Here is a 25,721-nt window from a genome sequence, read left to right as displayed (position 1 = left end):
GCGGCGCCGAAGCGCCGCCCGTCAGGACCGTGAGCACGTGGCTCGTTCCGGGATCAGTTGTCATCCGTCGACGAGGTTGTGGTGCCGTCGGTCGCGTTATTGGCCTGGTCTTCCAGCGTGCGGAATTCCGGGGCATTGCGCAGGCTCTCGGCCGTCTCGGTCGTCGTCAGGCGAACTTCGGCGTCTGCAACACGCTCCATCTGGGTCTCGCCGCTATTCGTGGCCGTGGTATCTGTTGCGGCCGTGGTGTCGGTCGTGCCCATAGCACCTGTGCCGTTGGTGCCGGTGGCAGCCGTGCCGTCCGTGGTGGCAGCGCCTTCAGTGCCGGTCATCGACATGTCATCGTCCATGACGCGGGTGATGGTGATGTTCTCGAAGGGAACAGCGACATTCTTTTCGCCGATCCCGAGGAAGCCGCCCACACCGACAACAGCTGCGACGATGCCGCCGTCTTCTTCGACGAGGAGATCATTGATGTCACCGATCGACTGATTGTCGGCGGTGTAGATCGGCTGACCCATGAAGTCATTGACAGAGATGTGGTTCTCGGCCTGTTCCGTCAGATAGCTGGCATTGCCGGAAGCAGCGCCTGTCGTATCCTGGGCGGTCGTGCCCATGGTGCCGGTCGAGCCGGCAGCGCCGCTGTTGGCACCGGGGGTTACAGGGGGAACGCCAGTGCCGGCGTCACCGGAGCCGGTGCCTGCCGCGCCGTCGGTTGCCGCTGGCGGTGTGGTCGTCGCACCGGGAGCTGCGTCCTGAGCGATAGCAAACGGTGCCATGGCGGTGGAGCCGAGCAGCATGGCTGCAGCGAGGGTCTTGAGAGACGTGTTCATGATGGACCTACCTTTCCTCTGAGATGGTCTGCGACTGACGCTTCCCGCTCGGCATGGGGCGGGGGCGTCGGTTCAGGAGGAAAATGTCCGTCGGGGCCGATCGTTCCGCCCCTTAGTCTTTGAATATTTTGATGGATCTATCGGAACAAAATGCTGGCAACGTGGTTTGCGGGGCCGGCTTTGGCCCCGCATTCCCCGTGGTTTATGCCAAGTCTCGATTTTAGAGCTTGAACCGCGGTTCGGGCTTACCCTTGACTGAGACGCCGAGATCGAAGGTCACGCCAGCAAGCTTGTCTTCGGCTCGCTCCGCATCACTGAGCCCCTCCCAGCAGGAGGTTACAGCGAGCCGATCAAAACGGCTGCCATAAAAAGCGGGGCAGGTGGGGCGGCGCATCGGGGCGGCGTAGCGGGCAATCTGGCTTCCGTCCGGTGCGTAGCGATCCACAGCCCCGCCGTCCCAGTTTGCGTTCCAGATAGTGCCATCGAGATCGACCACCGATCCGTCAATCACCCCCTGACGGCGAGATTGGTCGATGAACACGGTCGGTGCGGATGTGGGAAGGCCGGTCGCTGGATCGAGCTCGACCCGCATCATGTGGTTGACCTTCGAATCATTGAAGTAGCCCACGCTGCCATCCGGCGAGAAGCAGATCCCGTTTGGGATGCTGACGGCATTGAACAGCTTGGTCACCACGGTGCCGGCCACATGATAAATGGCACCAGCGCCGGTTTCGGCCGTCCGGCTCATCGTGCCGATCCACAGCGCCCCGCTTGGATGGACGCGGCCGTCGTTGGAGCGGTTCTGTGGCTTGTCCTCGATCGTGGCATAGGCCGACAGGGTGCCTGTCATCCCGTCCCGCAGGAAGAGACCCTGATCGGAGGCAATGAGCTGCCGCTTCTCATCGACAACAGCCAGAACGCTGCCAAGGAAGGGAAGGGGATGTTTGGAAAGTTCGCCGGTCGCCACATCAAGGGCGCACAGCGTCTTTCCGAGAATGTCGAACCAGTAGAGCAGGCCTGTCGCGGCATCATAGGTGGGGCCTTCACCCAATTCCATCAGGTCTTCGATGAGTGGCTTGCCATTGAAGCTTTGTGTCGCGATCACGCGCGTCCTCCTTGTCGTTGTCTGTTTATCTCTGCTCTGCGACTAAGGTCGAAGACAGAGGTTTACGGTAAAATTTTTGGGGTATCTGGACCCTGGAGCGTTTACAAGTCTATGCTTCAGCAACTTAAGGGTCCAGATTCGCTGTTGATATCGCCTTTGGGTGTCCCTTCTCTCATTCATTCTTCCGAATGATATCGCAAGCAGGATCCGGCGATGATGGGGACTAGGCTCGCGTTTAGGGCAGGCACGAAGTTCTCGATCCATGACCATTGGCAGGTGATATAGCAGTTGACGTACACGTCTTGGACAATCTTCCTGAGCCTCGTGACCGGTGATCCGGAATGGACGGGTGTGTGATGACGAACCAGGATTTACAAGCTGGCGCCCGCGTTGACGGGTTCGTCGCCGACATCAAGGGCTTCAAGACCCAGTTCGACGTCTTCCGCTTCATGAAACGGGTCACGGAGCAATATGGTGCCCGTGCCTTCATGGTGCTGAATATGCCCGGCGCGACCGCGCAAGACCTGAGCAGCAGTTCGATCATCACCAACTGGCCTTCCGATTTGATCACCGAGTTCGATCAGATCTCCCTGCTCTCCGGAAGTCCTGTGCTGGCGCATCTGCGCCGCTCTTCCATTCCGATCGGTTTCGACATCGACCAGATTGCGACGCAGCGCGATCCGGAGACCGGCGAGATCTCCAAGGCACTCTTCCACCGGTTCCGGATGAATCGTGGCGCCTATTTCCCGGTTCACGACGCGACCGGCGCCCGTGGTGCTGTCTCTTTCATCGGCGATCGTGATCCCTTCGATACGCTCGAGATGATGCAGCTCTCCTATATCGCAGCCCATGTGTTCAACCGTCTTGCCGAGATCCGCGAGATGGACAGCCGCAGCAGCGACATGCTGACAGAACGGGAGCTTGACTGCCTCAACTGGACGGCTGCTGGTAAGACCAGCGTCGAGATCGCCGAGATCCTCACCCTCTCGGAACATACGATCAACCACTATTTGAACCGCGCCACCAAGAAGCTGGATGCCGTCAACCGGACCCAGGCGGTCGCTAAGGCGCTGCGCCTCGGATTGATCAAGTAAAGGTAAACGCTGGTGCATTTTTGTGCGCTACGTTCTGGTCCGGCCTGTTTTATCGGCACGCGTGTTGAAATCCGGCGCAGCTATGGCGTTGGCGATCATCAATTGCGGCCATTTTCAGTTTGGCACGCTTTCTGCATTGATATGGACAGTCCAGAGGGGACGTTGCACGACACCCGTCAACGGGTGCAGCCTGACAAGCCGCCGCGGGGGGTGCTCTCCGCAGGCGGCTTGTCTGTCTCTGCCGCAAAGGTCGCAGCTGAGGCCCGCATTTGCAGTTGGCGAATGCCTTCCGCTCCATTATCTGATTTCGCTGACGTGAATGACGCAGTGGAAAGAAGATCGATATGGCCGAGTTGTCGCGCGAGCGGGTGGTAGAGGCGCTGAAGGGGATCCGCGGACCGGATCTCGACGGCAACATTGTCGACCTCGGCATGGTCTCGGATGTCTTCATTTCCGATGCCAAGGTCTATTTTTCCATCAATGTGCCCGCCGAGCGCGCCCAGGAGCTGGAGCCTCTGCGCCAGGCCGCCGAGCGCACCGTCAAGGCGCTGCCGGGTGTGAAAGGGGCTGTCGTCAGCCTGACGGCCGAGCGCAAGCAGGGCTCAGCGCCGCCGCCGCCGCGTCCGCAAGCGTCCGCGCCCGCGCACAATCACGGGCACAATCACGGTCCCGCGCCCAGCGGTCCGCAGCGGTCAAAGGCCGGCGTTCCCGGCATTGAAGCGATCATTGCGGTCGCCTCCGGCAAGGGCGGCGTCGGCAAATCGACCACTGCCGTCAACCTTGCTCTGGCGATGAAAGCGAACGGCCTTCGCGTCGGGATTCTCGATGCCGATGTCTATGGTCCTTCCATGCCGCGACTGCTTGGCATCACCGGGCGCCCGCAGCAGATCGAAAATCGCATCATCGTGCCGATGGAGAACTACGGCATGAAGGTCATGTCGATGGGCTTCCTGGTCGATGAAGGGACCGCGATGATCTGGCGCGGCCCGATGGTCCAGTCGGCGCTCATGCAGATGCTGCGCGAGGTCGCCTGGGGTGATCTCGACGTGCTCGTGGTCGACATGCCGCCCGGCACCGGCGACGCGCAGCTGACCATGGCCCAGCAGGTGCCACTATCAGGTGCGGTCATCGTCTCCACGCCGCAGGATCTCGCGCTCATCGATGCTCGCAAGGGCTTAAACATGTTCAACAAGGTCGAGGTGCCCGTGCTCGGCATCGTCGAGAACATGAGCTATTTCATCGCCCCCGACACCGGCAACCGCTACGACATCTTCGGCCATGGCGGGGCGAGGGCGGAAGCTGAAAAGATCGGCGTTCCCTTCCTCGGCGAGGTGCCGCTCACCATTTCGATCCGCGAGACTTCGGATGCCGGAACGCCCGTCGTTGTCAGCGAGCCCGACGGACCGCAGGCGAAGGTCTATCGCAACATCGCCACGAAGGTCTGGGATCAGGTCAAGGCACGCTCCGGTCGAGCTGCCCCGACGATCGTCTTCGAGTGATCTTTTCCCGGCGGCGCGCGAAAGTTCAAAGGTTTTGGTCCGAACAGACCTGCGTCAGCTGCATTGCTGTGCTGCAGCAATTGCTTTGGAATTCGGATCAGGACTATGATTGGCTCTAGAGCCTCAATCGCGCGGCGTGCCATGAAGGTGTTCAGTCCTTGATACGGGCCTACAGAAAAGACGGAAGTGCCGAGGTCATCGGTATCGAGCCGGCGACGGGCGATTTCCACGAAGACATCATCTGGATCGATCTGATCAAGCCGAGCCGCGAAGAAGAACACTTCGTCGAAAGCCGGATCGGCATTCTGCTGCCGACGCCGGAAGAGCTGAAGGACATCGAGCCCTCCAGCCGTCTCTATGTCGAGAACGACGCGATCTACATGACGGCGTCGCTGATCTACAGGGCGGATTCCACCCTTCCGCTGCTCACAGATGTCGCTTTCATTCTCTATCGCGGGCGTCTGATTACGATCCGCTATGCGGAACCCAAATCCTTCGCACTGTTCAGCGCCAGCCTGCTTCGCCTCAACGGGCAGTGTGACACGGGCGCCAAGCTTCTCGGTCATCTGCTGGAGACGATTGTCGATCGGACGGCCGAAATTCTGGAGACGGTGGCCTCGCGCCTCGACTCGCTGTCGATCACCATCTTCGTCAATCGAAAGGCGGCCAAACGTCGCCCGCCGCGCTTCCTCGAAGACAAGCTCCTCGATATTGCCAGCCATCATCAGCTGGTCAGCAAGGTGCGCGACAGCCTCGTATCGCTGTCACGCCTCGTAATCTTCCTTCAGGCGCAGCCTGTCGTGCGCCGCGACGAAGACGCCGCCGAGCTCTGCACCATCGTTGCGCGCGACGTGCAGTCGCTCGGCGAGCATGCAGCCTTCGTCGGCAACAACATCACCTTCATGCTGGATGCCTCGCTCGGCCTGATCAATGTCGAGCAGAATGCGATTATCAAAATCTTCTCGATCGCCTCGGTGGTCTTCCTACCCCCCACCCTTGTCGCGTCGATCTACGGCATGAACTTTCAATTCATGCCGGAACTCGGATGGACTTTCGGATACCCCATGGCGCTCTTCGCCATGCTGCTCTCCGCCATCATCCCCTTCTTGTTTTTCCGTTGGAAAGGCTGGCTCTAAAGAGCCTGATATCCCATGCAGCAGATGGATCACCAGCCGGTGGCTGGTCCGAAGGATGCACGAAGTCTTTTTCTTCTCGCGCTCGGTTCGGTCGGCGTCGTCTATGGCGACATCGGCACCAGCCCGCTCTATGCGTTTCGCGAGGCCCTGAAGCCGATCGGCGTTGACGGGATCACCCGTGTCGAAATCATCGGCCTGATCTCGCTGATGATCTGGTCGTTGACCATCATCGTCACACTCAAATATGTCCTCTTCCTGCTGCGCGCCGACAATGACGGCGAAGGCGGCACCCTCTCGCTCCTGGCGCTCCTGTCGAAGACGGCAAACGGCCACGGACCGATCCTGATGGTTCTGGGCCTGATCGGCGCGGCTCTTTTCCTCGGCGATTCCATGATCACGCCCGCGCTTTCCGTCCTGTCTGCCGTCGAAGGCCTCAAGCTCGTCGCGCCCGACATGTCGGAATTCATCGTGCCGATCTCGCTGGCCATCCTGATCGGCCTCTTTGCCGTCCAGTCGCGCGGCACGGGCGCCATGGCCCGCTTCTTCGGCCCGATCACGGCGATCTGGTTCCTCGTCATGGCCGCCGGCGGCATCTACCACCTCTTCGACGACCTCGGCATCTTTGCGGCCTTCAATCCCTGGTACGCCGCGACCTTCCTCTGGCGTGAGGGTTTCCTCGGCATCGTCGTCCTCGGTGCCGTCTTCCTGACCGTCACCGGCGCCGAAGCGCTCTATGCCGATCTCGGCCACTTCGGCCGCAAGCCGATCCAGCTTGCCTGGTTCTTCCTGATCTTCCCGGCACTGGTCCTGAATTATCTCGGCCAGGGTGCCCTGGTGCTCAGCGATCCCTCGACGGCGTCTGATCCCTTCTATCTGCTGTTTCCGTCCTGGGCGCTGCTGCCGGTCGTCGTCCTCGCGACCTTTGCCACCATCATCGCCAGCCAGGCGGTGATCACTGGCGCCTTCTCCTTGGTGCGCCAGGCGATCCACCTGGGCTTCCTGCCGCGCATGCAGATCCTGTTCACATCGGAAACCCAGAGCGGTCAGATCTATCTGCCTTCTGTCAATACACTGCTGCTCGTCGGCGTGCTTGCGCTGGTTCTCCTCTTCGAGAGCTCCGAAGCCTTGGCCACCGCCTATGGCATCTCCGTCACCGGCGCCATGGTTGTCACCACCATCATGGCCTTCGAATTCGTCCGCAAGAAGTGGAACTGGAGCCTGCCCCTGGCCGTCTCGGTGCTCGCGCCGCTGCTGTTGCTCGAACTGGTCTTCCTCGGCGCCAATCTGCTGAAGATCCATGACGGCGGCTATATTCCCGTCCTCTTCGCGGCCGCCTTCACGATCGTTATGTGGACCTGGCGCCGGGGAACGGCGATCCTCTTCCAGAAGACCCGCCGTGACGACATTCCGCTCGAAGCCTTTATTGCCATGATCGAAAAGAAGGGCGAGCATAGCCCGGCCTGCGTTGCAGGCACCGCGATCTTCCTGACCAGCGACCCGACCCGTGCTCCGGCGGCGCTGATGCACAATCTCAAGCACAACCATGTCATCCACGAACGCAACATCATCCTGACCATCCGCACGCTGGGACGCCCCCGCATCGCCGAGGAGGACCGATTCGCCGTCGAGGAATTGTCCGAGCGCTTCTCCCGCGTCGAGATCCGCTTCGGCTTCATGGAGACGCAGAACGTCTCCAAGACGCTGGCCAGCCTGCGCCGGGGTGGCCTGAAGTTCGACATCATGTCGACCTCCTTCTATCTTGGCCGCCGCAAGCTGGTCGCCGGTCAGGGCATGGGCATGCCGCATTGGCAGGACCGGCTCTATATCGCACTCGCGGAAGCCGCAGCCGACCCCTCTGATTACTTCCGCCTGCCGGCGAACCGCGTGATCGAACTCGGCTCCCACGTCATCATCTGACCGGTACGCCTCTAGAGCCATGGACCAGGGACCGTCGGCAGCGCCGGCGGTCTTGTCGTTTGATGCTTTGCGCTCCCGATCCTGTGATCCGGCATTAACCAAGCATCAAGGTTAACGAGACATATTCCTCTAATGTAATCCTGTTTGGGTTCGAACCATCGGACCCGTGTCAGCGTGTGTTGGAGTGTGGCCTTGCGTCTCAAGTTTCGTCCTTCGAAGAAGGTCCTCTCCCGACTGGAGAACTGGACCTCACCCCTGGTCTTCGGCCTTGCTTCGTGGCTGATTTTCCCATCCGTTGCCGCCCAGGCCGATATGGCTGGCCTCCTCACCGGTCTTGACCGCGGTGCCAGCAACTGGCGCATGGTCATGACATCCACGCCAGCCGGCTCGATCCATGAGGCCAATCTCGCCTTCTCGGAAGGGGAGGCCTCGGAAGCGCTGTCCGGTGGCGCAGGGCTTATTCTGCCCGACGGTCGCCGCATTGCTTTCGATGGCGGCAAGGCCGATCCGAATTCCCTGCCGGACGAGATGCGCGTGACCCGCGACCAGAAGAAGGGCAGGGTGGTCGCCGTCGAGCCGATGCAGCCGCCACGTGCCTTCTCCGCCGGATCGATCCTGCAGCGCACGAGCTCGCTGATGGAGCCGGAACTGAAGGCGCCATCCGTTTTCGCCCGTAAGGAGGAAAAGGCAAAGCCGGTTGAACTCGCGAGCTTCTACTTCAAGCGCGAGAAGCCGGCAATCGATCCCTCGCTGCCGCCGATGATCGCCGATCTCGTGACCAATCCTGTACCGGACGTCCTGGCAACCGCCTATGCTCCGCCGGCGCCGGATTATGCCAGGGTGTCGCCCTTCGACAGCATCCTGACCGAAAAGCAGCAGGACCAGGGCCGCTTCGTTCCCGAAATCGACCCTCAGGACCATGCCTGGGCTGCGACGCCGCTGCCGGCCAGCGTCTTTTCCGACAAGGAACAGAAGTGCCTCGCCGAAGGCATCTACTTCGAGGCCCGCGGCGAATCGGTCAAGGGCCAGGCCGCCGTCGCCCAGGTCATCCTCAACCGCGTGCGCAACCCGCACTACCCCGATACGATTTGCGGCGTCGTCTACCAGAACGAAGACTGGCGCAACCGCTGCCAGTTCTCCTTTGCCTGCGATCGTATTCCCGACATCGTGACATCACCGCGTCACTGGAAGATTGCCAAGGAGATCGCCATGGCGGTCACCGCCGGAAAGATCTGGTTCAAGGATGTCGGCTCCGCAACCCATTACCACGCGACCTATGTCAGCCCCGCCTGGGGCCCGACGATGAAGCGCGTCGAGAAGATCGGCAAACACATCTTCTACCGCACCTATGGCGGCGGCTGGAGCTGATCGGGTCAGCGAAGCCGGTCGAGCCAGCCACTCAACAGCGGCACGATCAGGAATGAGCAGGCATAGGTCAGCGGAACCGTGAAAAAGATATAGATCATCGGCGTCAGATTGCCCTCCGGACCGAAGGTCAAGGCAGCATAGACGCCGATCGTCCAGCCGAGAACGATGCTGATCAGAATGCGGACAAAGAAGCGCGTCATGGGTCCCCCGTCTCGACCGTCCGGCACAAGCCTCCCATGCCTTTGGTGCTTCCGCAATCGTCCGGCCTGAGCCCCGCCCGGGCAGTCGATGACGCCAATTGCACGTCTACGTGATTATGGCAGATTCTGGCCGGCGCTTGCGGCCAATTGACCGGATTTGTCGTCCGTCATCTGCGACGATTCAGCTTCTTGGACTTAAGTCTATGATTTTTCGGGGTTAATTTGTGGTGAAACTTGGCGCTTTGGTGCCTTGACTATGCAGGGGCTCAAAATTATGGTGCGCCCGACTTCAAAGCGGGCCAGAAGGGTTTCTATCTCGCCGTTTCTGCATTCAAATCGGGCGCATGAACGGCCCTTGAAACAGGCAACGGGCGGAGAGAGCCATGACGGACCACCGGGAAGAAGATCTGGAAGAGCGCCGTAGACGGCTGGCCGCGGAACTCGCTGAGCGGGATGCCAAGGTCAAGGATGAGGAACGCGCCGAGAGCAAAGCCGACGAAACCCGCAAGGGTTACGGGATGGCGATGAAGATCTCGAGCGAATTCATCTCCGCCATCATCGTTGGCGCGCTCCTGGGTTATCTCTTCGACCACTTTGTGGGCACGGCGCCCTGGGGCATGATCGTCATGCTTCTGATTGGTTTCTGTGCCGGCGTGTTGAACGTCATGCGCGTCGTCGGGATCGTGGCATCGCCGCATCCTGCGGATCGCAGACTGGACTTGGACGACAAGGGCAAGGGTCGCTGACGCGATCGCCCTGAAACGAGAATGGACCGCTTCGGCGGCGAAAGCGAAAGAGCAGAACGTGGCAAACGATCCCACTTCCCAGTTCCTTGTGAAGCCGATTGTACCGATCGAGATCGGCGGGATTGATTTTTCGTTCACCAATGCCTCCCTGTTCATGGTGGCAACCGTCGCAGCCGCGTCGGGCTTCCTCTACTTCTCGACCGCCAATCGCGGCCTGATCCCGACGCGCATGCAGTCGGTCGCCGAGATGGCCTATGAATTCATCGCATCCATGCTGCGGGAAGGCACGGGCCCCAAGGGCATGAAGTTCTTCCCCATGGTCTTCTCGCTCTTCATGTTCGTCCTGACGGCGAACCTGCTCGGCATGTTCCCCTATTTCTTCACGGTCACCAGCCAGATCATCGTCACCTTCGCACTGGCGCTGTTCGTGATCCTGACGGTCCTGATCTACGGCTTCTACAAGCACGGTCTGCACTTCCTCTCGATCTTCGCGCCATCCGGCGTTCCGGGCGCGCTTCTGCCGCTCGTCTCCGCAATTGAGGTCGTGTCCTTCCTGTCGCGCCCGATCAGCCTTTCCGTCCGTCTCTTCGCTAACATGCTGGCCGGTCACATCACGCTGAAGGTCTTCGCGGGCTTCGTCGTGTCGATGAGCGCTGCTGGTGCCGTCGGCGTCGCAGGCTCCATCCTGCCCCTCATCATGACGGTCGCCATGACCGCTCTCGAATTTCTCGTTGCCTTCCTGCAGGCCTACGTCTTCGCGGTACTCACTTGCATGTACCTGAACGACGCCGTGCATGGTGGTCACTGAGAATAAAGTCGCTGGCCCCGGCCTCCCGGGCGTCAAAAACAGCCGCAACAACCCATTCGAAGGAGTATCCATATGGAAGCGGAAGCAGCAAAGTACATCGGCGCGGGTCTCGCATGCCTCGGCATGGCTGGTACGTCCCTCGCTCTCGGCCGTATCTTCGGTGACTACCTGACCGGCGCACTGCGCAACCCGTCGGCTGCTGACAGCCAGTTCGGCCGTCTGGTATTCGGCTTCGCCGTTACGGAAGCTCTGGGCATCTTCTCGCTGCTCATCGCTCTCCTTCTCCTGTTCGCCGTCTAATAACGGCTGGAGTTTGGGATCACGGCGCGCCGACGAGGCAGCCGTGATCTCGCGCATTTGAGCATACACCTGGAGGTGAGCATGTTTGTGACCCCCGCCTATGCCGAGGAAAAGCCGGCAGAAGGCCAGCTTCACACGGAAACCGGCGTTGCCCACGACGCGGGCCACGGCGGCGGCGTGTTCCCGCCGTTCGATTTCTCGACCTATCCGTCGCAGCTTCTGTGGCTGGTGATCACGTTCAGCGTGTTCTACATGCTCATGCAGAAGGTCATCGTACCGCGCGTCGGTGGCATTCTCGAGAATCGCCACGACCGCATCGCCCAGGATCTCGACGAGGCTGCTCGTCTGAAGTCTGAAGCGGACGCCGCCATCGAAACCTATGAGCGTGAACTGACCGCGGCCAAGGCGAAAGCCGGCCAGATTGCGTCTGCTGCTCGTGACGAAGCAAAGACCAAGGCAGACGCCGAGCGCGCCGCAATCGAAGCGGAACTCTCCGCCAAGATCGCTGCTGCCGAAAGCCGTATTGCTGACATCAAGGCTCGCGCCTTTGCTGAAGTTGACACGATCGCCATCGAGACTGTCGGCACGATCGTCGAAGAACTGATCGGCACCAAGTCGACCGCAGCCGACATCAAGGCCGCTGTCTCCGGCGTCGCGAAGCAGGGAGCCTAAGCATCATGGACTCTTCATTTTTCGCACTCGTTGCCCTCGTTCTCTTCTTCGCCCTGCTCGCATACCTGAAGGTTCCGGGCATGATGGCAAAGGCGCTCGACGACCGCGCCGACAAGATCCGCGACGAGCTGGCCGAAGCCAAGCGCCTGCGCGAAGAGGCCCAGCATCTGCTGGCCGAATACCAGCGCAAGCGCAAGGAAGCCGAAGCCGAGGCTGCAGCCATCGTTGCTGCCGCTGAACGCGAAGCGGCTGCCCTGACGGCAGAAGCCAAGCAGAAGACCGAGGAATTCGTTGCCCGCCGCAACGCTATGTCCGAGCAGAAGATCAAGCAGGCCGAGACCGAAGCCGTGAACGCTGTTCGCGCCGCGGCCGTCGATCTCGCGATCGCAGCCGCCGAAAAGGTTCTGGCCAAGAAGTCCGATGAAGGCGTCCAGAAGGCGCTGTTCAAGGCCTCGGTCGGTGAGGTAAAGTCCCGCCTGAACTGATATTGGCCTCCTGCCTCTCCGGCAGATTGCTCTTCGGCGCCCCGGTCGGTTCACCGACACGGGGCGCTTTTAGTTTGGGGGAAAGGTCATGATGTCCATTGCCCACCGGAATTCGATTGTTTGTGTTTTGCTTTGCCTGCTTCCGCTCGCCTTCATCCGACCGGCGCTGGCGTCGGATAGCCAGCTTTGGCATGGTGAAGTCCGTGACCGCAAAGCCTATTTGAGCTATCCAACCGAGCTGGATCGGGAACCCTATTTCTCGTTTGTGTGCGACCACGCCACTGGCAGCATCGCCTTCGAACGCAGTAGCGATCCCCGCTTCGACACGGCCTCCACAAAACACCGGCTCGTCCTGTCCTCCGGGACCATGTCGCTGTCACTCCTCCTTGAGCCAGTCGGCCCGCAACACGATCACATTCAGCGCCTTCGCGCGAGGCTACCGTCTTCGAGCACCGTCAATCAATTGCTCACCTCGGGGGATGTTCTGGACGTCGATCACGACGGCATCGTCGAAAAGGTGCCCCTGACAGGTGCCTTGGCGGCGGCGCAGCCATTGTTGCGGGTTTGCGATGATGCCACGCCTGATCCGGAACTGGCACTGACCGATAGCTGTGATATCTGGGCCTGGGTGACCGATACGGATCCGGACGGTCTTGCGGTTCGGAAGGGTCCGTCTCTCTCGGCACCCGTGATCGGCACCCTGCCGCCACCGGTGCAGGTCGAAGGCTATACTTTCCGGACTGAGGTGGCCGTCAGCGGAAGCCGTGATGGCTGGTTCCGGATATCGAGCGGGACCGTACCGGACTATTTCGGGGAAACCGACGGTCGTTCCGTTTTCGAGGGCGAGGGATGGGTGCACGGGTCTCACCTGGGTCTATTGATGAACGACGCCAAGGTTTACGGAGAGCCTCGCGGCAGTTCTGTGCCTCTTGCGGAGTGGCGAAATCTTGCCGGCGATCCAGCTGGCGGCGCCGTGGGCGCGGATTCGTTCACGGTTGACCAACTGTTCGCCTGCCGAGGCGCCTGGGTCGAGCTGCAGGCAAGTTATAGCGAGATACGCCAGAAGGGTTGGGTGACTGGAACCTGCGCCAATCAGGTGACGACCTGCCCTTAGAGCTGCTCTTGCCGCAGCGGTCGGAAGCTCATGCGATGCAGGGGGCAGGGGCCGTGCGTCACGATGGCGCTGCGATGGCGATCCGTTCCATAGCCGGCATGGATCTCGAAGCCATAAGGCGGATAGACGAGACCGGCGCGGACCATCATGCGATCGCGCATGACTTTTGCGATGATGGATGCGGCCGCGATCGAAACCGATCTTGCGTCGCCCTTGACGACGGCTTCACCGGAGCAGGTCAGTCCCATCGGTACGTCACGCCCGTCTGCAAGCACATGCTGGGCTTCGAGATCGAGACCGGCGACAGCCCGGCGCATGGCATCGAGGCTGGCCTTGCGGATATCGATGAGGTCGATGCGCTTGGGCGATGACGAGGCAATCGAGACGACGGCACATTCGAGGATCTGGTGGTAGAGCACTTCCCGCTGCGCACCCGAGAGCTTCTTGGAATCGTTCAGTCCCTCGGGGATGCGCTTCGGATCGAGAATGACGGCTGCTGCCACCACCGGCCCCGCCAGCGGCCCGCGCCCTGCTTCGTCGGTCCCGGCGACAGGCCAGAGGCCCTTTCGTTTCGCGCGGCTCTCCAGCGAGAAATCCGGAACAAGAGGCAGGTCGGGAAAGAGGCCAGGAGAATCGGGTGGCGTGCGTCGTTTCATGCGGCAGAAATCGCACGCGCACCCGACCTCCTGCAAGTCCCCGGTCCCGATCGCCAATCATGGCGACAGGGGCGGCTTACCAGGGACCACATCCGGTGCGAGGCGGCGGACAAACGCACCGGAATGACAAAATCAAAGCAGCGAGAGTTGCACTCCGTCACTGTTGGGCGAGATAAACAGGTCTTCCCTCAGATGCAGACTGCGCCGTGTCAGGCCGAGCCGCTTGGTCGCCATCTCGAAGCGGCGGCTGATCTGCCAGGCATAAGGGCCGGCGCCCTTCATCCGCTTGCCGAACTTGGCGTCGTAATCCTTGCCGTCGCGCATCGATCGCACCAGCGACATCACATGGCGATAGCGATCCGGATAGTGTTGCAGCAGCCAGTCACGGAACAGCGGGCTCACCTCCAGCGGCAGGCGCAGCAAAACGTAACTCGCCTCAGTCGCCCCCGCAGCCTTGCCGCTGTCGAGGATCCGCTCGATTTCATAATCGTTGAGTGCCGGGATCACAGGCGCCATCATCACGGCAACGGGAATGCCGGCCTCGGACAGGGTCTTGATCGCTTCCAACCGCCTCGCCGGGGTCGATGCCCGCGGCTCCATGCTGCGCGCCAGCTTCCGGTCCAGCGTCGTCACGGAGATGCCGACCTTGGCCAGGCCACGCTCGGCCATGGATTTCAGGATGTCGATATCGCGCAGGATCAGCGCCGACTTGGTGACGATCACCACCGGATGGTTCGCCTTATCAAGCACCTCGAGCACCTGCCGCATGATGCGCCATTCCCGCTCGATCGGCTGATAGGGATCGGTATTGGTGCCGATCGCGATCGGCTTCACCTTGTAGCCCGGCTTCGAAAGCTCCCGTTCCAACAGGCGCGGGGCATCCGGCTTGGCAAACAGCTTCGCCTCGAAGTCGAGGCCTGCCGACAGACCCATATAGCTGTGCGTCGGCCGGGCGAAGCAGTAGATGCAGCCGTGTTCGCAGCCGCGATAGGGGTTGATCGAACGGTCGAAGGGAATGTCGGGCGACTCGTTGCGGGTGATGACCGTGCGCGGCTTCTCCACCTGCACTTCGGTCTTGAAGGGCGGCATGTCCTCAAGCGTCTGCCAGCCGTCGTCAAAGGCGACGCGCTCCAGTGTCTCGAACCGGCCGGCCGGATTGATGCCGGCCGCACGCCCGCGCCGCCGATCGATCTCGATCCGCATGCCAGAAGCATTCATCAGCGCATCGGCAATACCTGCCGTATTGCCGGGCTGAAAGGCAGCCTGGCTCACAAGAGACAGCTCGTTCATGTTTGCTCCTCGCGGGCTTTCCGGCCCCGCTCAATGACTTTATTCCTAGCGCCGAAATGAGAACAATGCAAGAACAAACTTCGACAAACTGTCTGTGGCAAAACTTTGTGCAATGCGGTAGATATAGGCAATGTTGACAGTCATCATGGAATGCCACGATCAGGAACCTGAGCTTGCACAGACATTGTCCGTGCTGGTTGCCGGTGCTGTCGAGGGTCTTGTCAGCGATGTCATTGTCCTCGATCACGGCTCCACGGATGGCTCGTCTTTCGTGGCGGATGCCGCAGGCTGCCGCTTTTATCAGCAGTGGGACATGAAGGAAGTACTGGCGACCGCGCGCGGCGAATGGCTGCTGTTGATCGAGCCCGGTGCGCGGCTTGGCCAGGGCTGGGTCGACGAAGTTGCCGAATATGTGGCGCTGAACAAGGTGCCGGCCCGCTTCTCCGAATCGCGGCTCTATCGTTTGCCCTTCTACCGCCGTCTGACGCGCACCGCGCCGATCCTGGAAAACGGATTGTTGATCCCCAAGCGTCAGGCGCAGGATCTTGCTGAGAAGAGCAGGGAGCTTTTGCATCTGGCGCGCGGACACAAGCCACGTCGTCTCACCAGCGAGATCATCCCCTCCTGGGTCGCCCGCGAAGCGCGCCGCTGATCAGCCCTGACTGCGCTTCAAGTGCTCGTCGAGCCTCGGCATGATTTCCACGAAATTGCAGGGCATATGCCGATAGTCGAGCTGCAGCTTGATGATCCCGTCCCAGGCATCCTTGCAGGCGCCGGGCGAGCCGGGCAGCACGAAGATGAAGGTGGCATTTGCAACCCCACCCGTCGCTCGCGACTGGATCGTCGATGTGCCGATCTTGTCGTAGGAGATCCGGTGAAAGACTTCCGAGAAACCGTCCATGCGCTTTTCGAAGAGGGGCTCCAGCGCCTCAGGCGTCACATCCCGGCCCGTAAAGCCCGTGCCGCCGGTCGTGATCACCACATCGATTTCCGGCGTTTTCGTCCAGGTCTCCACCTGTTCCCGAATCGCCGCCTTGTCGTCCTTGACGATGGATCGGGCAATCAGTCGGTGGCCGGCCTCTTCGATGCGGGCGACCAGCGTGTCGCCGGACCTGTCGTCCGACAGGCTGCGCGTATCCGAGACGGTCAGCACGGCAATGCCCACGGGAATGAAGGGGCGGCTCTCGTCGATGCGGCTCATCATCTGTCTCCCGGAACGGTGCGTGTCAGAAGCACATACCAGTTGGGCCGATAGGCGGAAAGCGCAAGCGCCGCCTTCATCGCCGCAGCCTCGGTCTCGTAGAGCCCGAAACAGGTGGCCCCGGAGCCGGACATGCGCACGAACCCGGCAAGGCTCTGGCGCAAAAGGTCGCAAGCCTCTGCAATCTCGGGCACCAAGGCTTCCGCCGGCGGCTGCAGGTCGTTGCGCAGAACAGAAAGCGACTGCATCCACACAGACACTTCAGCCGCTGCAGCGATCTCGCCGATCGGCGCATTGTCGCGGCGCTGGAGGCTGCGGAAGATCTCTGGTGTCGACACCGGTTTCAGCGGATTGACCAGCACCAGCGGCACTGAGGGCATGGCAGCCAGCTCGATCGCCTCGCCGATCCCGCGCGCCCGAAGCGGTGTCGAAGCAAGGCACATCGGCACATCCGCCCCGAGTTTCAGGGCGATCTGCTGCAGCGTCCCGGGCGCCAGCTCCGCCTTCCAGAGTTTCAAAAGTCCGCGCAAGGTTGCTGCCGCATCTGCCGAGCCCCCGCCAATGCCGGAGGCAATCGGCAGGCTCTTGTCGAGCGTGATGGCGACAGGGCCATGCGGCAGGCCTCGGACGTCCAGCGCCGCCCGCAGCAGGTCGCGCGCCTTCAGAACCAGATTGTCATCCGGGGAAAGCTCTGCACCGAAGCGCCCCACAACACGAAAACTGTCGCGCTCTGCCGTCTCGAAAGTGAGTTCGTCGCCGTCTTCGGCAAAGGTCACGAGGCTGTCGAGCAAGTGATAGCCGTCATCGCGCCGGCCCGTCACATGCAAAGCGAGATTGATCTTGGCCGGAGCCGTCTCGACGATCCGCTCCGGCCGGCGCTCTGCAACAGGGGTCATGCGGCTCAGGTCTTCTTGTCGTCTTTCTTGGGCTCTTCGACCGGCTTTTCTTCGACCTTGGCGGCGTCAGAACTCGATCGGCGGCAGGCCTTTCTCGATCTTGGCCTGGATCTTCGGGATCTCAGTTTCTTCCGGTTCGGAGGCGAGTGCCCGCTTCCACTGATACTTGGCTTCGAGCTTGCGACCGACGCGCCAATAGGCGTCACCCAGGTGGTCGTTGATCGTCGGATCGCCGGCGCGCAATTCGACGGCCCGTTCCAGCTCGACAACCGCCTCTTCGAAGCGACCGAGGCGATAATAGGCCCAGCCGAGCGAATCGACGATGTAGCCGTCATCCGGCCGCAGTTCGACGGCCTTCTTGATCATCTCCAGGCCTTCCTGGAGGTTGCGATTCATATCGACCCAGGAATAGCCGAGATAGTTGAGAACCTGCGGCTGGTCCGGATTGAGCTCCAGCGCCTTGTGGAAGTTCGGCTCCGCCTTCTCCCACTTCTTCAGTCGCTCATAGGCGATGCCACGCTGGAAGAAGACCGACCAGTGGTTCCGGGACGGATTGGGGCCGATGATTTCGACCGCCTTATCGTAATTCTCCGCCATCGCCGCATAGTCCTTGGCTTCCGACAGCACGCTGCCATAGGCGAGATAGCTGCGGATATCCTGCGGATCGGACGCAATCAGCGCCAAAAGATGCTCGCGCGCTTCCTGCACCTTGCCGGTCTCGGCGAGCGTCAGACCAAGCTGCAACTCGGAAATCCGCCGCATCGGCGATGTCTCGGGCACTTGCCGATAGAAAGCGATCGCCTTTTCCGGCTGCTTGGCGTTTTCAGCGATGCCACCGAGCAGGATCAGTGTATCCGCTGCTTCCTTGTCCAGCGCATGGGAGAGCTGGAGATAGAGCATCACGGTGTCTTCCGCACCCTCGCGGTTCAGCGCGCCGCCGATCGAGAAGAGCACGCCCGCTGCCCCTTGCGCGGCAGAGGCAACGACGGGCTTCGGCTTGCCGCCGGCCTCGATCTCGTCGCGCAACGCCTTGAACGGCGCATAATTGGTGATCAGCTCGTCCCCGGCGGAAAGTGCATCGAGCGCCTTCTGCTTGTTGCCGGCTTGCGCCTCAAGGGATGCAAGTGCGATGACCGCACGGGCAAACGTATCCGGCGCCGTCGCGCCGCCATTGCGGTCGGTCACGGTATCGGTCAGCGCCTTGCGGGCCGCATCGACGTCCCCGATCATGGCGGCCATCACACCGGCATTGTAGTTCCGGAAGATGCCATACCAGCTTGGCCCCTCAAGATCCTGAACCAGCGTCAGCGCTTCCTTGCCCTTGCCGTCGCCGACCTTGGTCCAGGCAATCAGCAACTGGTTCATCAGGCGGTCGAGATCGTTCGGCCCCTGATACTTGAAATGCTTCAAGGCTTCCTCGTAGTCGCCGTCGCGGATGGCTCGAAAGCCGAGCGCAACCGAGGTGACGCGCTCAACGGCCGGATCGTTTTCCAGCACCTTGGCGAGATCGACACCTTCATCAAACTCGCCGCTCATGATCAGCGCGATCATCAGCCGCTGCTGCAATTCCAGTTCGTTCGGCGTGAATTCCAGCGCTTTCTTGTAGAACTTAACAGCACTTCGATAGTCGCGGTCGGCCTCTGCCGTCCGGGCAGCCAGGAAGGCGCCAGCGAAGGAATCGACGCTTTCAATATCGAAGCTCTCAGCTTCGGCGGGTTTCTCGTCGCCAGCTGCGAGTGCCAGCGGCGCCTGCGAGAGACTCAGAAGCAGCGCAAGCGCGGTGCCAGCGAGAGTGCGAAGGGCAAAACTTTGCCGCATGAACGAGCCTTTCCAGATCCGAGACCGAGCGCCGGTCGTCCGCGCGCGAACGATCAAGCGATGATTCACAGACAGAATGGCTTTTTTGAAGCAGCCTCGCAAGGCAATCGCGGCGTCTGCGTCAATTGACGCGGGATATGCAGAAATCGATGACGTCGTTGAGAGCGCTCTTCCACGGCGTCTCGGGAAGCGGTGCCAGTGCATCCCGTGCGATCGTGCCGTAATGCTGCGCCCGCTGGATCGTATCGGTGAGCGCGCCGTACTTGCTGATCAGGCCCATTGCCTTCTCCAGCCTCGCATCGTCGTTCTGTCCGCCTTCGATCGATTCCTTCCAGAACTCGCGCTCGGCAGCGGTGCCGCGGCGATAGGAGAGAATGACCGGAAGCGTGATCTTGCCCTCGCGGAAGTCGTCGCCGACATTCTTGCCGGTCTCGGCAGACTTGCCGCCATAGTCGAGTACGTCGTCCACCAGCTGGAAGGCAAGCCCGAGATTCATCCCGTAGGATTTCATCGCGCTGCGGGTTGCCTTGTCGGTGCCGGCCACGATCGGACCTACCTCGGCGGCCGCGGCAAAAAGGGCTGCCGTCTTGGCGCGGATGACCGCCAGATAGTCGTCCTCGGTCGTCTCCATGTTCTTGGCGACGGAAAGCTGCAGGACTTCGCCTTCGGCGATCACGCAGGCCGCCGTTGAGAGCACGTCAAGCGCCTCGAGCGAGCCGACCTCCACCATCATGCGGAACGCCTGGCCAAGCAGGAAGTCGCCGACAAGCACGCTGGCCTGGTTGCCCCAGATGGTGCGGGCCGTGGACTTGCCACGGCGCAGATCGCTTTCATCGACCACATCGTCATGCAGCAGGGTTGCCGTGTGCATGAACTCGACGGAGGTCGCGAGCTTGATATGATGGTCGCCCTCGTAGCCGAACATCGATGCCGTCGCGAGCGTCAGCATCGGCCGCAGCCGCTTGCCACCGGAGGAGATCAGGTGGTTGGCAACTTCCGGGATCATCTGCACATCGGAGCCCGCCTTCGACAGGATCAGCTGGTTCACGCGTTCCATGCCGCTTTTGGTCAGGTCCACCAGAGGCTTGACGGATGCCTGTTTGTTTTTGCTTTCCTCAAGCGGTATGACTACGCCCAACGCACCGGACTCCTGTTCAGTTTGGTCGCCGACTTTAAAAAGCCGGAAAGGCCAGGGCAAGGGGCGAATTGCCTCGGTCTGGGCTTCAGAGCCGGTTTAGCTGTTAACAGTGAGTTCTGAAATCGATGCATGAGATCATTCGCAGCAACGACGTCGTCCTGCTCTCCTTTGCTGAAAGTCTGATGCGCGACGCCGGGATTGCCGTGATGATCGCAGACCAGTCGATGAGCATTCTGGAGGGTTCGCTCGGAATGTTGCAGCGACGCCTGCTGGTCGATTCCGACTGTGTCGACCAGGCCCGCCGCATCCTGACCGATGCCGGCCTTGGGGCAGAACTGCGCGACCGCGAAGCGTGAGGGCGCGATGGCGGCAAGCGTAGAGCCCAGCCTCGACAAGCCTCAGGCCGAAACGGTCGATGCCTTTCATCGAGGCCGCTTCCATCTCGTGCAGCCGGTCGGTCGCGGCCATCGGGCCGGCATGGATGCCATGCTGCTCGCTTCGCTTGTTGTCGATGATCGCCCGATCCGGGTTGCCGATCTCGGCGCCGGAGCCGGAGCCGCTGGTCTGGCCGTCGCGGCCCGTCTGCCCAATGCTTCCGTCGTCTTGGTCGAGCGCGCTCCAGACATGGCAGCCTTCGCCCGCAAGAGCCTCGCTTTGCCGGAAAACGCCGCGCTCGCGGCGCGCGCCGAGGTCCTCGAAACCGATGTCACCCTGACCGGCAAGGCGCGGGTCGCCGCGGGCCTCGCTGATGACAGCTTCCACCACGTCATCATGAACCCGCCGTTCAACGACCCCGGCGACCGCAAGACTCCGGATGCCCTGAAGGCCGAAGCGCATGCGATGACGGAGAACCTGTTTGAAAGCTGGATCCGCACCGCCGGTGCCATCATGATCCCCGGGGGACAGCTGTCGCTGATCGCAAGGCCGCAGTCGATCGCCGAGATCATCGCCGCCTGCGGCAAACGCTTCGGCGGGCTGGAGATCACCGCGATCCATCCCCGACCGGGTGAAAATGCCACCCGCATCCTGGTCACCGCGATCAAGGGTTCGCGGGCAAGGCTGCAACTCCGCGCACCGCTCCTGATGCACGACAATCCCGACAGCCATGCTTTCGCGTCTTTCGTTGACAATCTCAACAATGGCCGCGCAGGCTATCCTCGGCTGCGTTGAAAACACTGATTTTTCCGGGCGTACCATTGTGTTTGCGCCCTTGCGTCTTACATCTCCTGTCAGATTGAAGATTAAGGAGTTGAAACGCGACCATGGCAGGCTTTCTGAAACGACTGGTTCCCAAGCGCTTCCAGAAGAAGGGTATCGTCATTCCGGTCGTCAGGCTGCATGGGCCGATCATGAGCGGCGGCTCGCGCTTTCGTCCTGCGTTGAACCTCGCGTCGGTCGCCGGCCAGCTGGAAAAGGCCTTCGCCATGAAGGACAGCCCGGCCGTGGCACTCTCGATCAATTCGCCTGGCGGCTCGCCCGTCCAGTCGCGCATGATCTATGACCGTATCCGGGCGCTGGCCGAAGAGAAGAACAAGCGCGTTCTGGTCTTCGTCGAGGATGTCGCGGCCTCCGGCGGCTACATGATCGCCATTGCCGGTGACGAGATCATCGCAGACGCAACCTCCATCGTCGGCTCGATCGGCGTCGTCTCCGGCGGCTTCGGTTTTCCGGAACTCCTGAAGAAGATCGGCGTCGAGCGCCGCGTCTATACCTCCGGTGAGAACAAGGTGATCCTCGATCCCTTCCAGCCGGAAAAGGAAAGCGACATCGAGTATCTGAAGACCCTGCAGGCCGAGATCCACGAGATCTTCATCGACATGGTCAAGGCCCGCCGTGGCGCGCAGCTTGCCGACGATCCGACCCTGTTTTCCGGTCTCTTCTGGACCGGTCGCAAGGGCCTCGAGCTCGGCCTTGTCGATCGTCTCGGTGGCCTGCGCGAGGAGATCAAGACCCGCTACGGCAAGGACGCTCGCCTCGAACTCGTCGGTGCGCAGAAGGGCCTCTTCGGCCGCCGGGCGCCCGGGATCGGTGCCTTCGGCTCGACCGATCAGATTGCCGCCCAGGCGGTTGCCGGTCTTGCCGAGACGCTCGAAGAAAAGGCACTATGGGGCCGCTACGGTCTCTGATCGAAGCGATGGACAAGGCTGACGGCGAGGGGACATGGGGCAGCTGATATTCTTGACGATCCTGGTCGGTGGCGCATGGCTGCTCTACCGTCGCTTCGTGGCCGATGCCGAAAAGCTCGCGGCCAAATCCCGTGCGGAGGAGATGGAGCGTCAGAACCAGGCAATCGGAACGCTCATCCAGGATCCCGAGACCGGCGAATATCGCCCTCGTCGCGAGGACGACGATTAGACGCCTTGCCGCACAAGCATCGAAGATATACATTCTTTGGGTATATCAGGGAACCGGTCATGCAAGTTGCCAAATGGGGTAACAGCCTCGCCATTCGCATTCCTGCCTCCGTTGCCGAAGCGCTTGATCTCAAGGAAGGCGACGACATCACCGTGCGCGTTGCGGACGGGCCGGCCCTCGAAATTGCGCGTGACGACAGACGCAAAGAGGCGCTGGACCGTATCAGAGCCTTCAAGCTGAAGATCCCGGCAGACTGGAAGTTCGACCGCGACGAGGCGAATGCCCGCTGATGCTGGCGACGAAAGTCTGTCTCGATACCAATATCCTGATCTACGCGCTGGGTGAGGGCACCAAGGCGGATGTGGCGCAGGCTCTGCTGCAGGAACCCTTCTTGCTGAGCGTCCAGGCCCTTAACGAGTGCATCAATGTCTGCCGTAGGAAGTTCGGTCTCGACTGGCCGGACATCCGTCTGGCGGTTGAACAGTTTGAAATGCTCGCCCAGCGCATTTTGCCGATCGAGCCGGTCGATACGAGCGAGGCCATGCAACTCGCCATGGACCACAGGATCAGCTTCTATGATGCACTGATGCTTGCCGTCGCACTCCGCAGCGGTTGTGAGAGCTTCTATTCCGAGGATCTCCAGCATGGCTGGCAGCTTGCCGGTCGCATGACGGTGATCGATCCTTTTCGGCTTTGACGCCCGCAATCGCGCCATAACCGATTGACCCGACGCCTTGAGCGTGGCACTCGTCCGCAACGAATGACAACCCGATACCGAAGATGACCATGACCGCTCCGCTCGCACCGCATATGGACCCCAAGCGCTCCTTCCAGGCTCTGATCCTGACGCTGCACGCCTACTGGGCGGACAAGGGTTGCGCGGTGTTGCAGCCCTACGACATGGAAGTCGGCGCCGGCACCTTCCATCCGGCAACGACGCTGCGCGCGCTCGGCCCCAAGCCCTGGCGCGCCGCTTACGTCCAGCCCTCGCGTCGCCCCTCCGACGGCCGCTACGGCGAAAACCCGAACCGGTTGCAGCACTATTATCAGTACCAGGTGATCCTGAAGCCGAACCCGTCCAACCTGCAGGAACTCTATCTCGGTTCGCTCAAGGCGATCGGGCTTGATCCGCTGCTGCATGACATCCGCTTCGTCGAGGACGATTGGGAAAGCCCGACGCTGGGCGCCTGGGGCCTCGGCTGGGAATGCTGGTGCGACGGCATGGAAGTCTCGCAGTTCACCTATTTTCAGGCCGTCTGCGGCATCGACTGCTCGCCGGTCTCGGGCGAACTGACCTACGGTCTCGAGCGTCTGGCCATGTATGTCCAGGGCGTCGACAACGTCTATGATCTCAACTTCAACGGCCGCGAAGGCGAAGAGAAGATCTCCTACGGCGACGTCTTCCTGCAGGCCGAGCAGGAATATTCCCGCCACAACTTCGAATTCGCCAACACCGAAATGCTGCATCGCCATTTCATCGATGCCGAGAAGGAATGCCAGGCCCTGCTGGCCGCCGGCGCGCCTTCCGACTCGGAAAACCAGCGCCTGCACAAATGCGTCTTCCCGGCCTATGACCAGTGCATCAAGGCCTCTCACATCTTCAACCTGCTCGACGCCCGTGGCGTCATCTCGGTCACCGAACGCCAGGCCTATATCGGTCGGGTCCGCGCACTGGCGAAAAGCTGCGGCGAGGCGTTTCTGCTGACGGATGCGGGCGGGGCCAAACTCCAGGATGTCGCATGACCGATTTGGCCGCCGTGACATCGGGGAATGGGTCGGCAGATAAGCGCCTGTACTTCGATATGACCGAGGCGCTTATGGCCTTCGGCGGGCAAAGTGTTCAGTATTACGGCATAGCGCGGACTGTCTACGAGGTCGGAAAGTCTCTCGCACGGATGCGGAGCGATATTGATTTCGTTGTATATTCTTTCGCCTATCAGCGCTTCTTCAAGATTGCCCATGAGATTGACGGCGAGGGTCAGGTCTCTTTTTTGTTCCCAACGGAATTCTCGCAGCGCAAGATGAGGACGGTCTATGGGTCGCGTGCTCTCACACGCCTATCCAGTTGGCTTAACGGCCCATGGGCTGGCCGCAATAGGAAGGTTTGGGATGTCAACACCAAGTTCTTTGCGCCGATCGAACTGACGCCTGGTGTTTTAGTCTCTCTTGCTCGGCCAAAGTTGATGGTCGATTTGGCGTGGGCAATTGAGCAGCAGAAGTGGCCTGTAAAGCTTGTGCCGTTGCTGCACGATCTTATGCCGCTCTACAAAGAGAAACGCCGCCGCTTCTCAAGTTTCAGCCGCAACTTTCTAAACGACAACCGCTATCTCATTACGCATTCGGCGGCAGTGCTGACCAACTCAGCCTTCACAAGGGATGAAGTGCTGCATTTCGCAAAGCAAGGTTTCTTACCTTCTCCGCAATACATGTCGCCGGTGCCTCTGGTACAGTATTGCCCGGAGGGCAATGAGCCACCGGTGCTTGAGTTGCCTCAGTCGCCGTTCATTCTCTCCGTCGGCCCCAATCTGGGCAATAAGAACATAGAGTTGACTTTTCAGGCGCTTCAGCAGCTTCATCGCGAGGGACGGCCAGTACCCGAGTTCGTGATCGCCGGAAATCCGCGCCGACAGATACGCGAGTATCTGGCTAAAGCAGATTTCGATCCCGTCCGTCATAAGATCCGCTTCATTGGAAACCCGACACAGACCGATCTTGTGCGCCTGTATCGAGGCGCACTCGCCCTTGTCATACCCAGCCGAATGGAAGGCTGGGGCTTGCCGGCAGGCGAAGCCCTGTGGCTGGGAACCCCGGTGATAAGTTCAACTGCCCCAGCTTTGAAAGAGGTTTGCGGTGACCTCGCCCTGTATGTGGATCCTGACGACGCCAAGGGGCTCGCGGATGCGATAGACCTTCTGTCACGCGACGCTGCGGGTACGGCGGCGCTGAAAGCGCGCATTCACGCGGCAAGACCGACGTTCCGGACATGGGATACAGTCTCTTCCGATCTGTTGGGCGCAGTCTCTCCACTGATCGCGTAAGGCAAGCATTCAGGCCGCTTTGATAGGTCGTCAGGTTGCCCATCCAGCAGAG

Annotated in this window: 28 protein-coding genes and 1 pseudogene; 20 read left to right on the top strand and 9 right to left on the bottom strand. The window is 61.1% G+C overall.

Going from position 1 to position 25,721, the window contains the following annotated elements:
* Positions 1 to 53: 53 nt before the first annotated feature.
* Positions 54 to 833, bottom strand: coding sequence for a PRC-barrel domain-containing protein (locus AC1PUL_RS13490; RefSeq protein ID WP_480464675.1), 780 nt, complete (start codon positions 831 to 833; stop codon positions 54 to 56).
* A gap of 220 nt (positions 834 to 1,053) precedes the next feature.
* Complete coding sequence (locus AC1PUL_RS13485) at positions 1,054 to 1,890, bottom strand: SMP-30/gluconolactonase/LRE family protein (protein WP_480468582.1); 837 nt, start codon at positions 1,888 to 1,890, stop codon at positions 1,054 to 1,056.
* Between the two features lie 404 nt (positions 1,891 to 2,294).
* Between AC1PUL_RS13485 and AC1PUL_RS13480 the strand changes: the two genes are divergently transcribed.
* The 5 genes from AC1PUL_RS13480 to AC1PUL_RS13460 all read left to right on the top strand — a co-directional run bounded on the left by AC1PUL_RS13480 (position 2,295) and on the right by AC1PUL_RS13460 (position 8,952).
* Positions 2,295 to 3,032, top strand: a complete 738-nt coding sequence (locus tag AC1PUL_RS13480) for a LuxR family transcriptional regulator (protein ID WP_480464674.1) — start codon at positions 2,295 to 2,297, stop codon at positions 3,030 to 3,032.
* 344 nt (positions 3,033 to 3,376) lie between these two features.
* Positions 3,377 to 4,531 carry an iron-sulfur cluster carrier protein ApbC gene (gene apbC, locus AC1PUL_RS13475; protein ID WP_480464673.1) on the top strand — a complete coding sequence of 385 codons (1,155 nt, stop codon included), beginning with the start codon at positions 3,377 to 3,379 and terminating at the stop codon, positions 4,529 to 4,531.
* A gap of 158 nt (positions 4,532 to 4,689) precedes the next feature.
* Positions 4,690 to 5,667, top strand: a complete 978-nt coding sequence (locus AC1PUL_RS13470) for a magnesium transporter CorA family protein (protein WP_480464672.1) — start codon at positions 4,690 to 4,692, stop codon at positions 5,665 to 5,667.
* A 24-nt stretch (positions 5,668 to 5,691) separates the two neighbouring features.
* Positions 5,692 to 7,584 (top strand): potassium transporter Kup, encoded by a 1,893-nt coding sequence (locus AC1PUL_RS13465; RefSeq protein WP_480468581.1) that lies wholly within the window; start codon positions 5,692 to 5,694, stop codon positions 7,582 to 7,584.
* 192 nt (positions 7,585 to 7,776) lie between these two features.
* Entirely contained in the window at positions 7,777 to 8,952 is a 1,176-nt protein-coding gene (locus tag AC1PUL_RS13460) for a cell wall hydrolase (protein WP_480464671.1), read from the top strand.
* 5 nt (positions 8,953 to 8,957) lie between these two features.
* Here AC1PUL_RS13460 and AC1PUL_RS13455 read toward each other — a convergent pair whose 3' ends face one another.
* Positions 8,958 to 9,152, bottom strand: coding sequence for a hypothetical protein (locus tag AC1PUL_RS13455; RefSeq protein ID WP_298464576.1), 195 nt, complete (start codon positions 9,150 to 9,152; stop codon positions 8,958 to 8,960).
* A 383-nt stretch (positions 9,153 to 9,535) separates the two neighbouring features.
* Here AC1PUL_RS13455 and AC1PUL_RS13450 point away from each other — a divergent pair, with 383 nt between their 5' ends.
* The 6 genes from AC1PUL_RS13450 (at position 9,536) to AC1PUL_RS13425 (ending at position 13,277) form a co-directional block, all read left to right on the top strand.
* Positions 9,536 to 9,898 carry an AtpZ/AtpI family protein gene (locus AC1PUL_RS13450; protein ID WP_298464573.1) on the top strand — a complete coding sequence of 121 codons (363 nt, stop codon included), beginning with the start codon at positions 9,536 to 9,538 and terminating at the stop codon, positions 9,896 to 9,898.
* A 58-nt stretch (positions 9,899 to 9,956) separates the two neighbouring features.
* The gene (locus tag AC1PUL_RS13445; RefSeq protein WP_480464670.1) at positions 9,957 to 10,706 is read left to right on the top strand and encodes a F0F1 ATP synthase subunit A; all 750 of its coding nucleotides are present in this window, start codon (positions 9,957 to 9,959) and stop codon (positions 10,704 to 10,706) included.
* A 72-nt stretch (positions 10,707 to 10,778) separates the two neighbouring features.
* Positions 10,779 to 11,006, top strand: a complete 228-nt coding sequence (locus AC1PUL_RS13440) for a F0F1 ATP synthase subunit C (RefSeq protein ID WP_006726635.1) — start codon at positions 10,779 to 10,781, stop codon at positions 11,004 to 11,006.
* Between the two features lie 81 nt (positions 11,007 to 11,087).
* Positions 11,088 to 11,678, top strand: coding sequence for a F0F1 ATP synthase subunit B (locus tag AC1PUL_RS13435; protein WP_480464668.1), 591 nt, complete (start codon positions 11,088 to 11,090; stop codon positions 11,676 to 11,678).
* A gap of 5 nt (positions 11,679 to 11,683) precedes the next feature.
* The gene (locus AC1PUL_RS13430; protein WP_480464667.1) at positions 11,684 to 12,163 is read left to right on the top strand and encodes a F0F1 ATP synthase subunit B; all 480 of its coding nucleotides are present in this window, start codon (positions 11,684 to 11,686) and stop codon (positions 12,161 to 12,163) included.
* Between the two features lie 88 nt (positions 12,164 to 12,251).
* Entirely contained in the window at positions 12,252 to 13,277 is a 1,026-nt protein-coding gene (locus tag AC1PUL_RS13425) for an SH3 domain-containing protein (RefSeq protein WP_480464666.1), read from the top strand.
* Here the strand turns inward: AC1PUL_RS13425 and AC1PUL_RS13420 are convergent.
* Positions 13,274 to 13,933: a ribonuclease HII gene (locus tag AC1PUL_RS13420; RefSeq protein ID WP_480464665.1), complete on the bottom strand. Its 660-nt coding sequence runs from the start codon at positions 13,931 to 13,933 to the stop codon at positions 13,274 to 13,276. The genes AC1PUL_RS13425 and AC1PUL_RS13420 overlap by 4 nt on opposite strands.
* Before the next feature lie 132 nt (positions 13,934 to 14,065).
* Positions 14,066 to 15,223: a PA0069 family radical SAM protein gene (locus tag AC1PUL_RS13415; RefSeq protein WP_480464664.1), complete on the bottom strand. Its 1,158-nt coding sequence runs from the start codon at positions 15,221 to 15,223 to the stop codon at positions 14,066 to 14,068.
* Between the two features lie 130 nt (positions 15,224 to 15,353).
* On the opposite strand from AC1PUL_RS13415, the gene AC1PUL_RS13410 reads away from it, so the two are divergent.
* Positions 15,354 to 15,875 (top strand): glycosyltransferase family protein, encoded by a 522-nt coding sequence (locus AC1PUL_RS13410; protein WP_480464663.1) that lies wholly within the window; start codon positions 15,354 to 15,356, stop codon positions 15,873 to 15,875.
* Here the strand turns inward: AC1PUL_RS13410 and moaB are convergent, their stop codons facing one another.
* The 4 genes and pseudogenes from moaB to AC1PUL_RS13390 all read right to left on the bottom strand — a co-directional run bounded on the left by moaB (position 15,876) and on the right by AC1PUL_RS13390 (position 20,276).
* Positions 15,876 to 16,424: a molybdenum cofactor biosynthesis protein B gene (gene moaB, locus AC1PUL_RS13405; protein WP_480464662.1), complete on the bottom strand. Its 549-nt coding sequence runs from the start codon at positions 16,422 to 16,424 to the stop codon at positions 15,876 to 15,878.
* The gene (locus tag AC1PUL_RS13400; protein WP_480464661.1) at positions 16,424 to 17,320 is read right to left on the bottom strand and encodes a 4-(cytidine 5'-diphospho)-2-C-methyl-D-erythritol kinase; all 897 of its coding nucleotides are present in this window, start codon (positions 17,318 to 17,320) and stop codon (positions 16,424 to 16,426) included. The genes moaB and AC1PUL_RS13400 overlap by 1 nt, the downstream gene beginning before the upstream one ends.
* 5 nt (positions 17,321 to 17,325) lie before the next feature.
* Positions 17,326 to 19,138, bottom strand: a pseudogene (locus AC1PUL_RS13395) (tetratricopeptide repeat protein).
* Between the two features lie 121 nt (positions 19,139 to 19,259).
* The gene (locus AC1PUL_RS13390; protein WP_480464660.1) at positions 19,260 to 20,276 is read right to left on the bottom strand and encodes a polyprenyl synthetase family protein; all 1,017 of its coding nucleotides are present in this window, start codon (positions 20,274 to 20,276) and stop codon (positions 19,260 to 19,262) included.
* A gap of 125 nt (positions 20,277 to 20,401) precedes the next feature.
* Here AC1PUL_RS13390 and AC1PUL_RS13385 point away from each other — a divergent pair, with 125 nt between their 5' ends.
* The 8 genes from AC1PUL_RS13385 (at position 20,402) to AC1PUL_RS13350 (ending at position 25,669) form a co-directional block, all read left to right on the top strand.
* A complete protein-coding gene (locus AC1PUL_RS13385; protein ID WP_480464659.1) occupies positions 20,402 to 20,632 on the top strand; it encodes a putative signal transducing protein in 231 nt (76 codons plus the stop codon).
* 7 nt (positions 20,633 to 20,639) lie between these two features.
* Positions 20,640 to 21,446 carry a tRNA1(Val) (adenine(37)-N6)-methyltransferase gene (locus AC1PUL_RS13380; protein WP_480464658.1) on the top strand — a complete coding sequence of 269 codons (807 nt, stop codon included), beginning with the start codon at positions 20,640 to 20,642 and terminating at the stop codon, positions 21,444 to 21,446.
* Between the two features lie 92 nt (positions 21,447 to 21,538).
* Complete coding sequence (locus AC1PUL_RS13375) at positions 21,539 to 22,402, top strand: S49 family peptidase (RefSeq protein WP_298464519.1); 864 nt, start codon at positions 21,539 to 21,541, stop codon at positions 22,400 to 22,402.
* 34 nt (positions 22,403 to 22,436) lie between these two features.
* Positions 22,437 to 22,631 (top strand): hypothetical protein, encoded by a 195-nt coding sequence (locus AC1PUL_RS13370; RefSeq protein WP_480464657.1) that lies wholly within the window; start codon positions 22,437 to 22,439, stop codon positions 22,629 to 22,631.
* Between the two features lie 59 nt (positions 22,632 to 22,690).
* Entirely contained in the window at positions 22,691 to 22,921 is a 231-nt protein-coding gene (locus AC1PUL_RS13365; protein ID WP_298464513.1) for an AbrB/MazE/SpoVT family DNA-binding domain-containing protein, read from the top strand.
* The gene (locus AC1PUL_RS13360) at positions 22,921 to 23,328 is read left to right on the top strand and encodes a PIN domain-containing protein (protein WP_480464656.1); all 408 of its coding nucleotides are present in this window, start codon (positions 22,921 to 22,923) and stop codon (positions 23,326 to 23,328) included. Before AC1PUL_RS13365 ends, AC1PUL_RS13360 begins: the two co-directional genes overlap by 1 nt.
* A gap of 89 nt (positions 23,329 to 23,417) precedes the next feature.
* On the top strand, positions 23,418 to 24,374 hold the full coding sequence (locus AC1PUL_RS13355) for a glycine--tRNA ligase subunit alpha (RefSeq protein ID WP_480464655.1): 957 nt from the start codon (positions 23,418 to 23,420) through the stop codon (positions 24,372 to 24,374).
* Positions 24,371 to 25,669 (top strand): glycosyltransferase, encoded by a 1,299-nt coding sequence (locus AC1PUL_RS13350; RefSeq protein WP_480464654.1) that lies wholly within the window; start codon positions 24,371 to 24,373, stop codon positions 25,667 to 25,669. The genes AC1PUL_RS13355 and AC1PUL_RS13350 overlap by 4 nt, the downstream gene beginning before the upstream one ends.
* Positions 25,670 to 25,721 lie beyond the last annotated feature (52 nt).

It is taken from the genome of Rhizobium sp. P43 (assembly GCF_056730705.1).
This window is presented reverse-complemented; position numbering and strand designations above follow the sequence as displayed.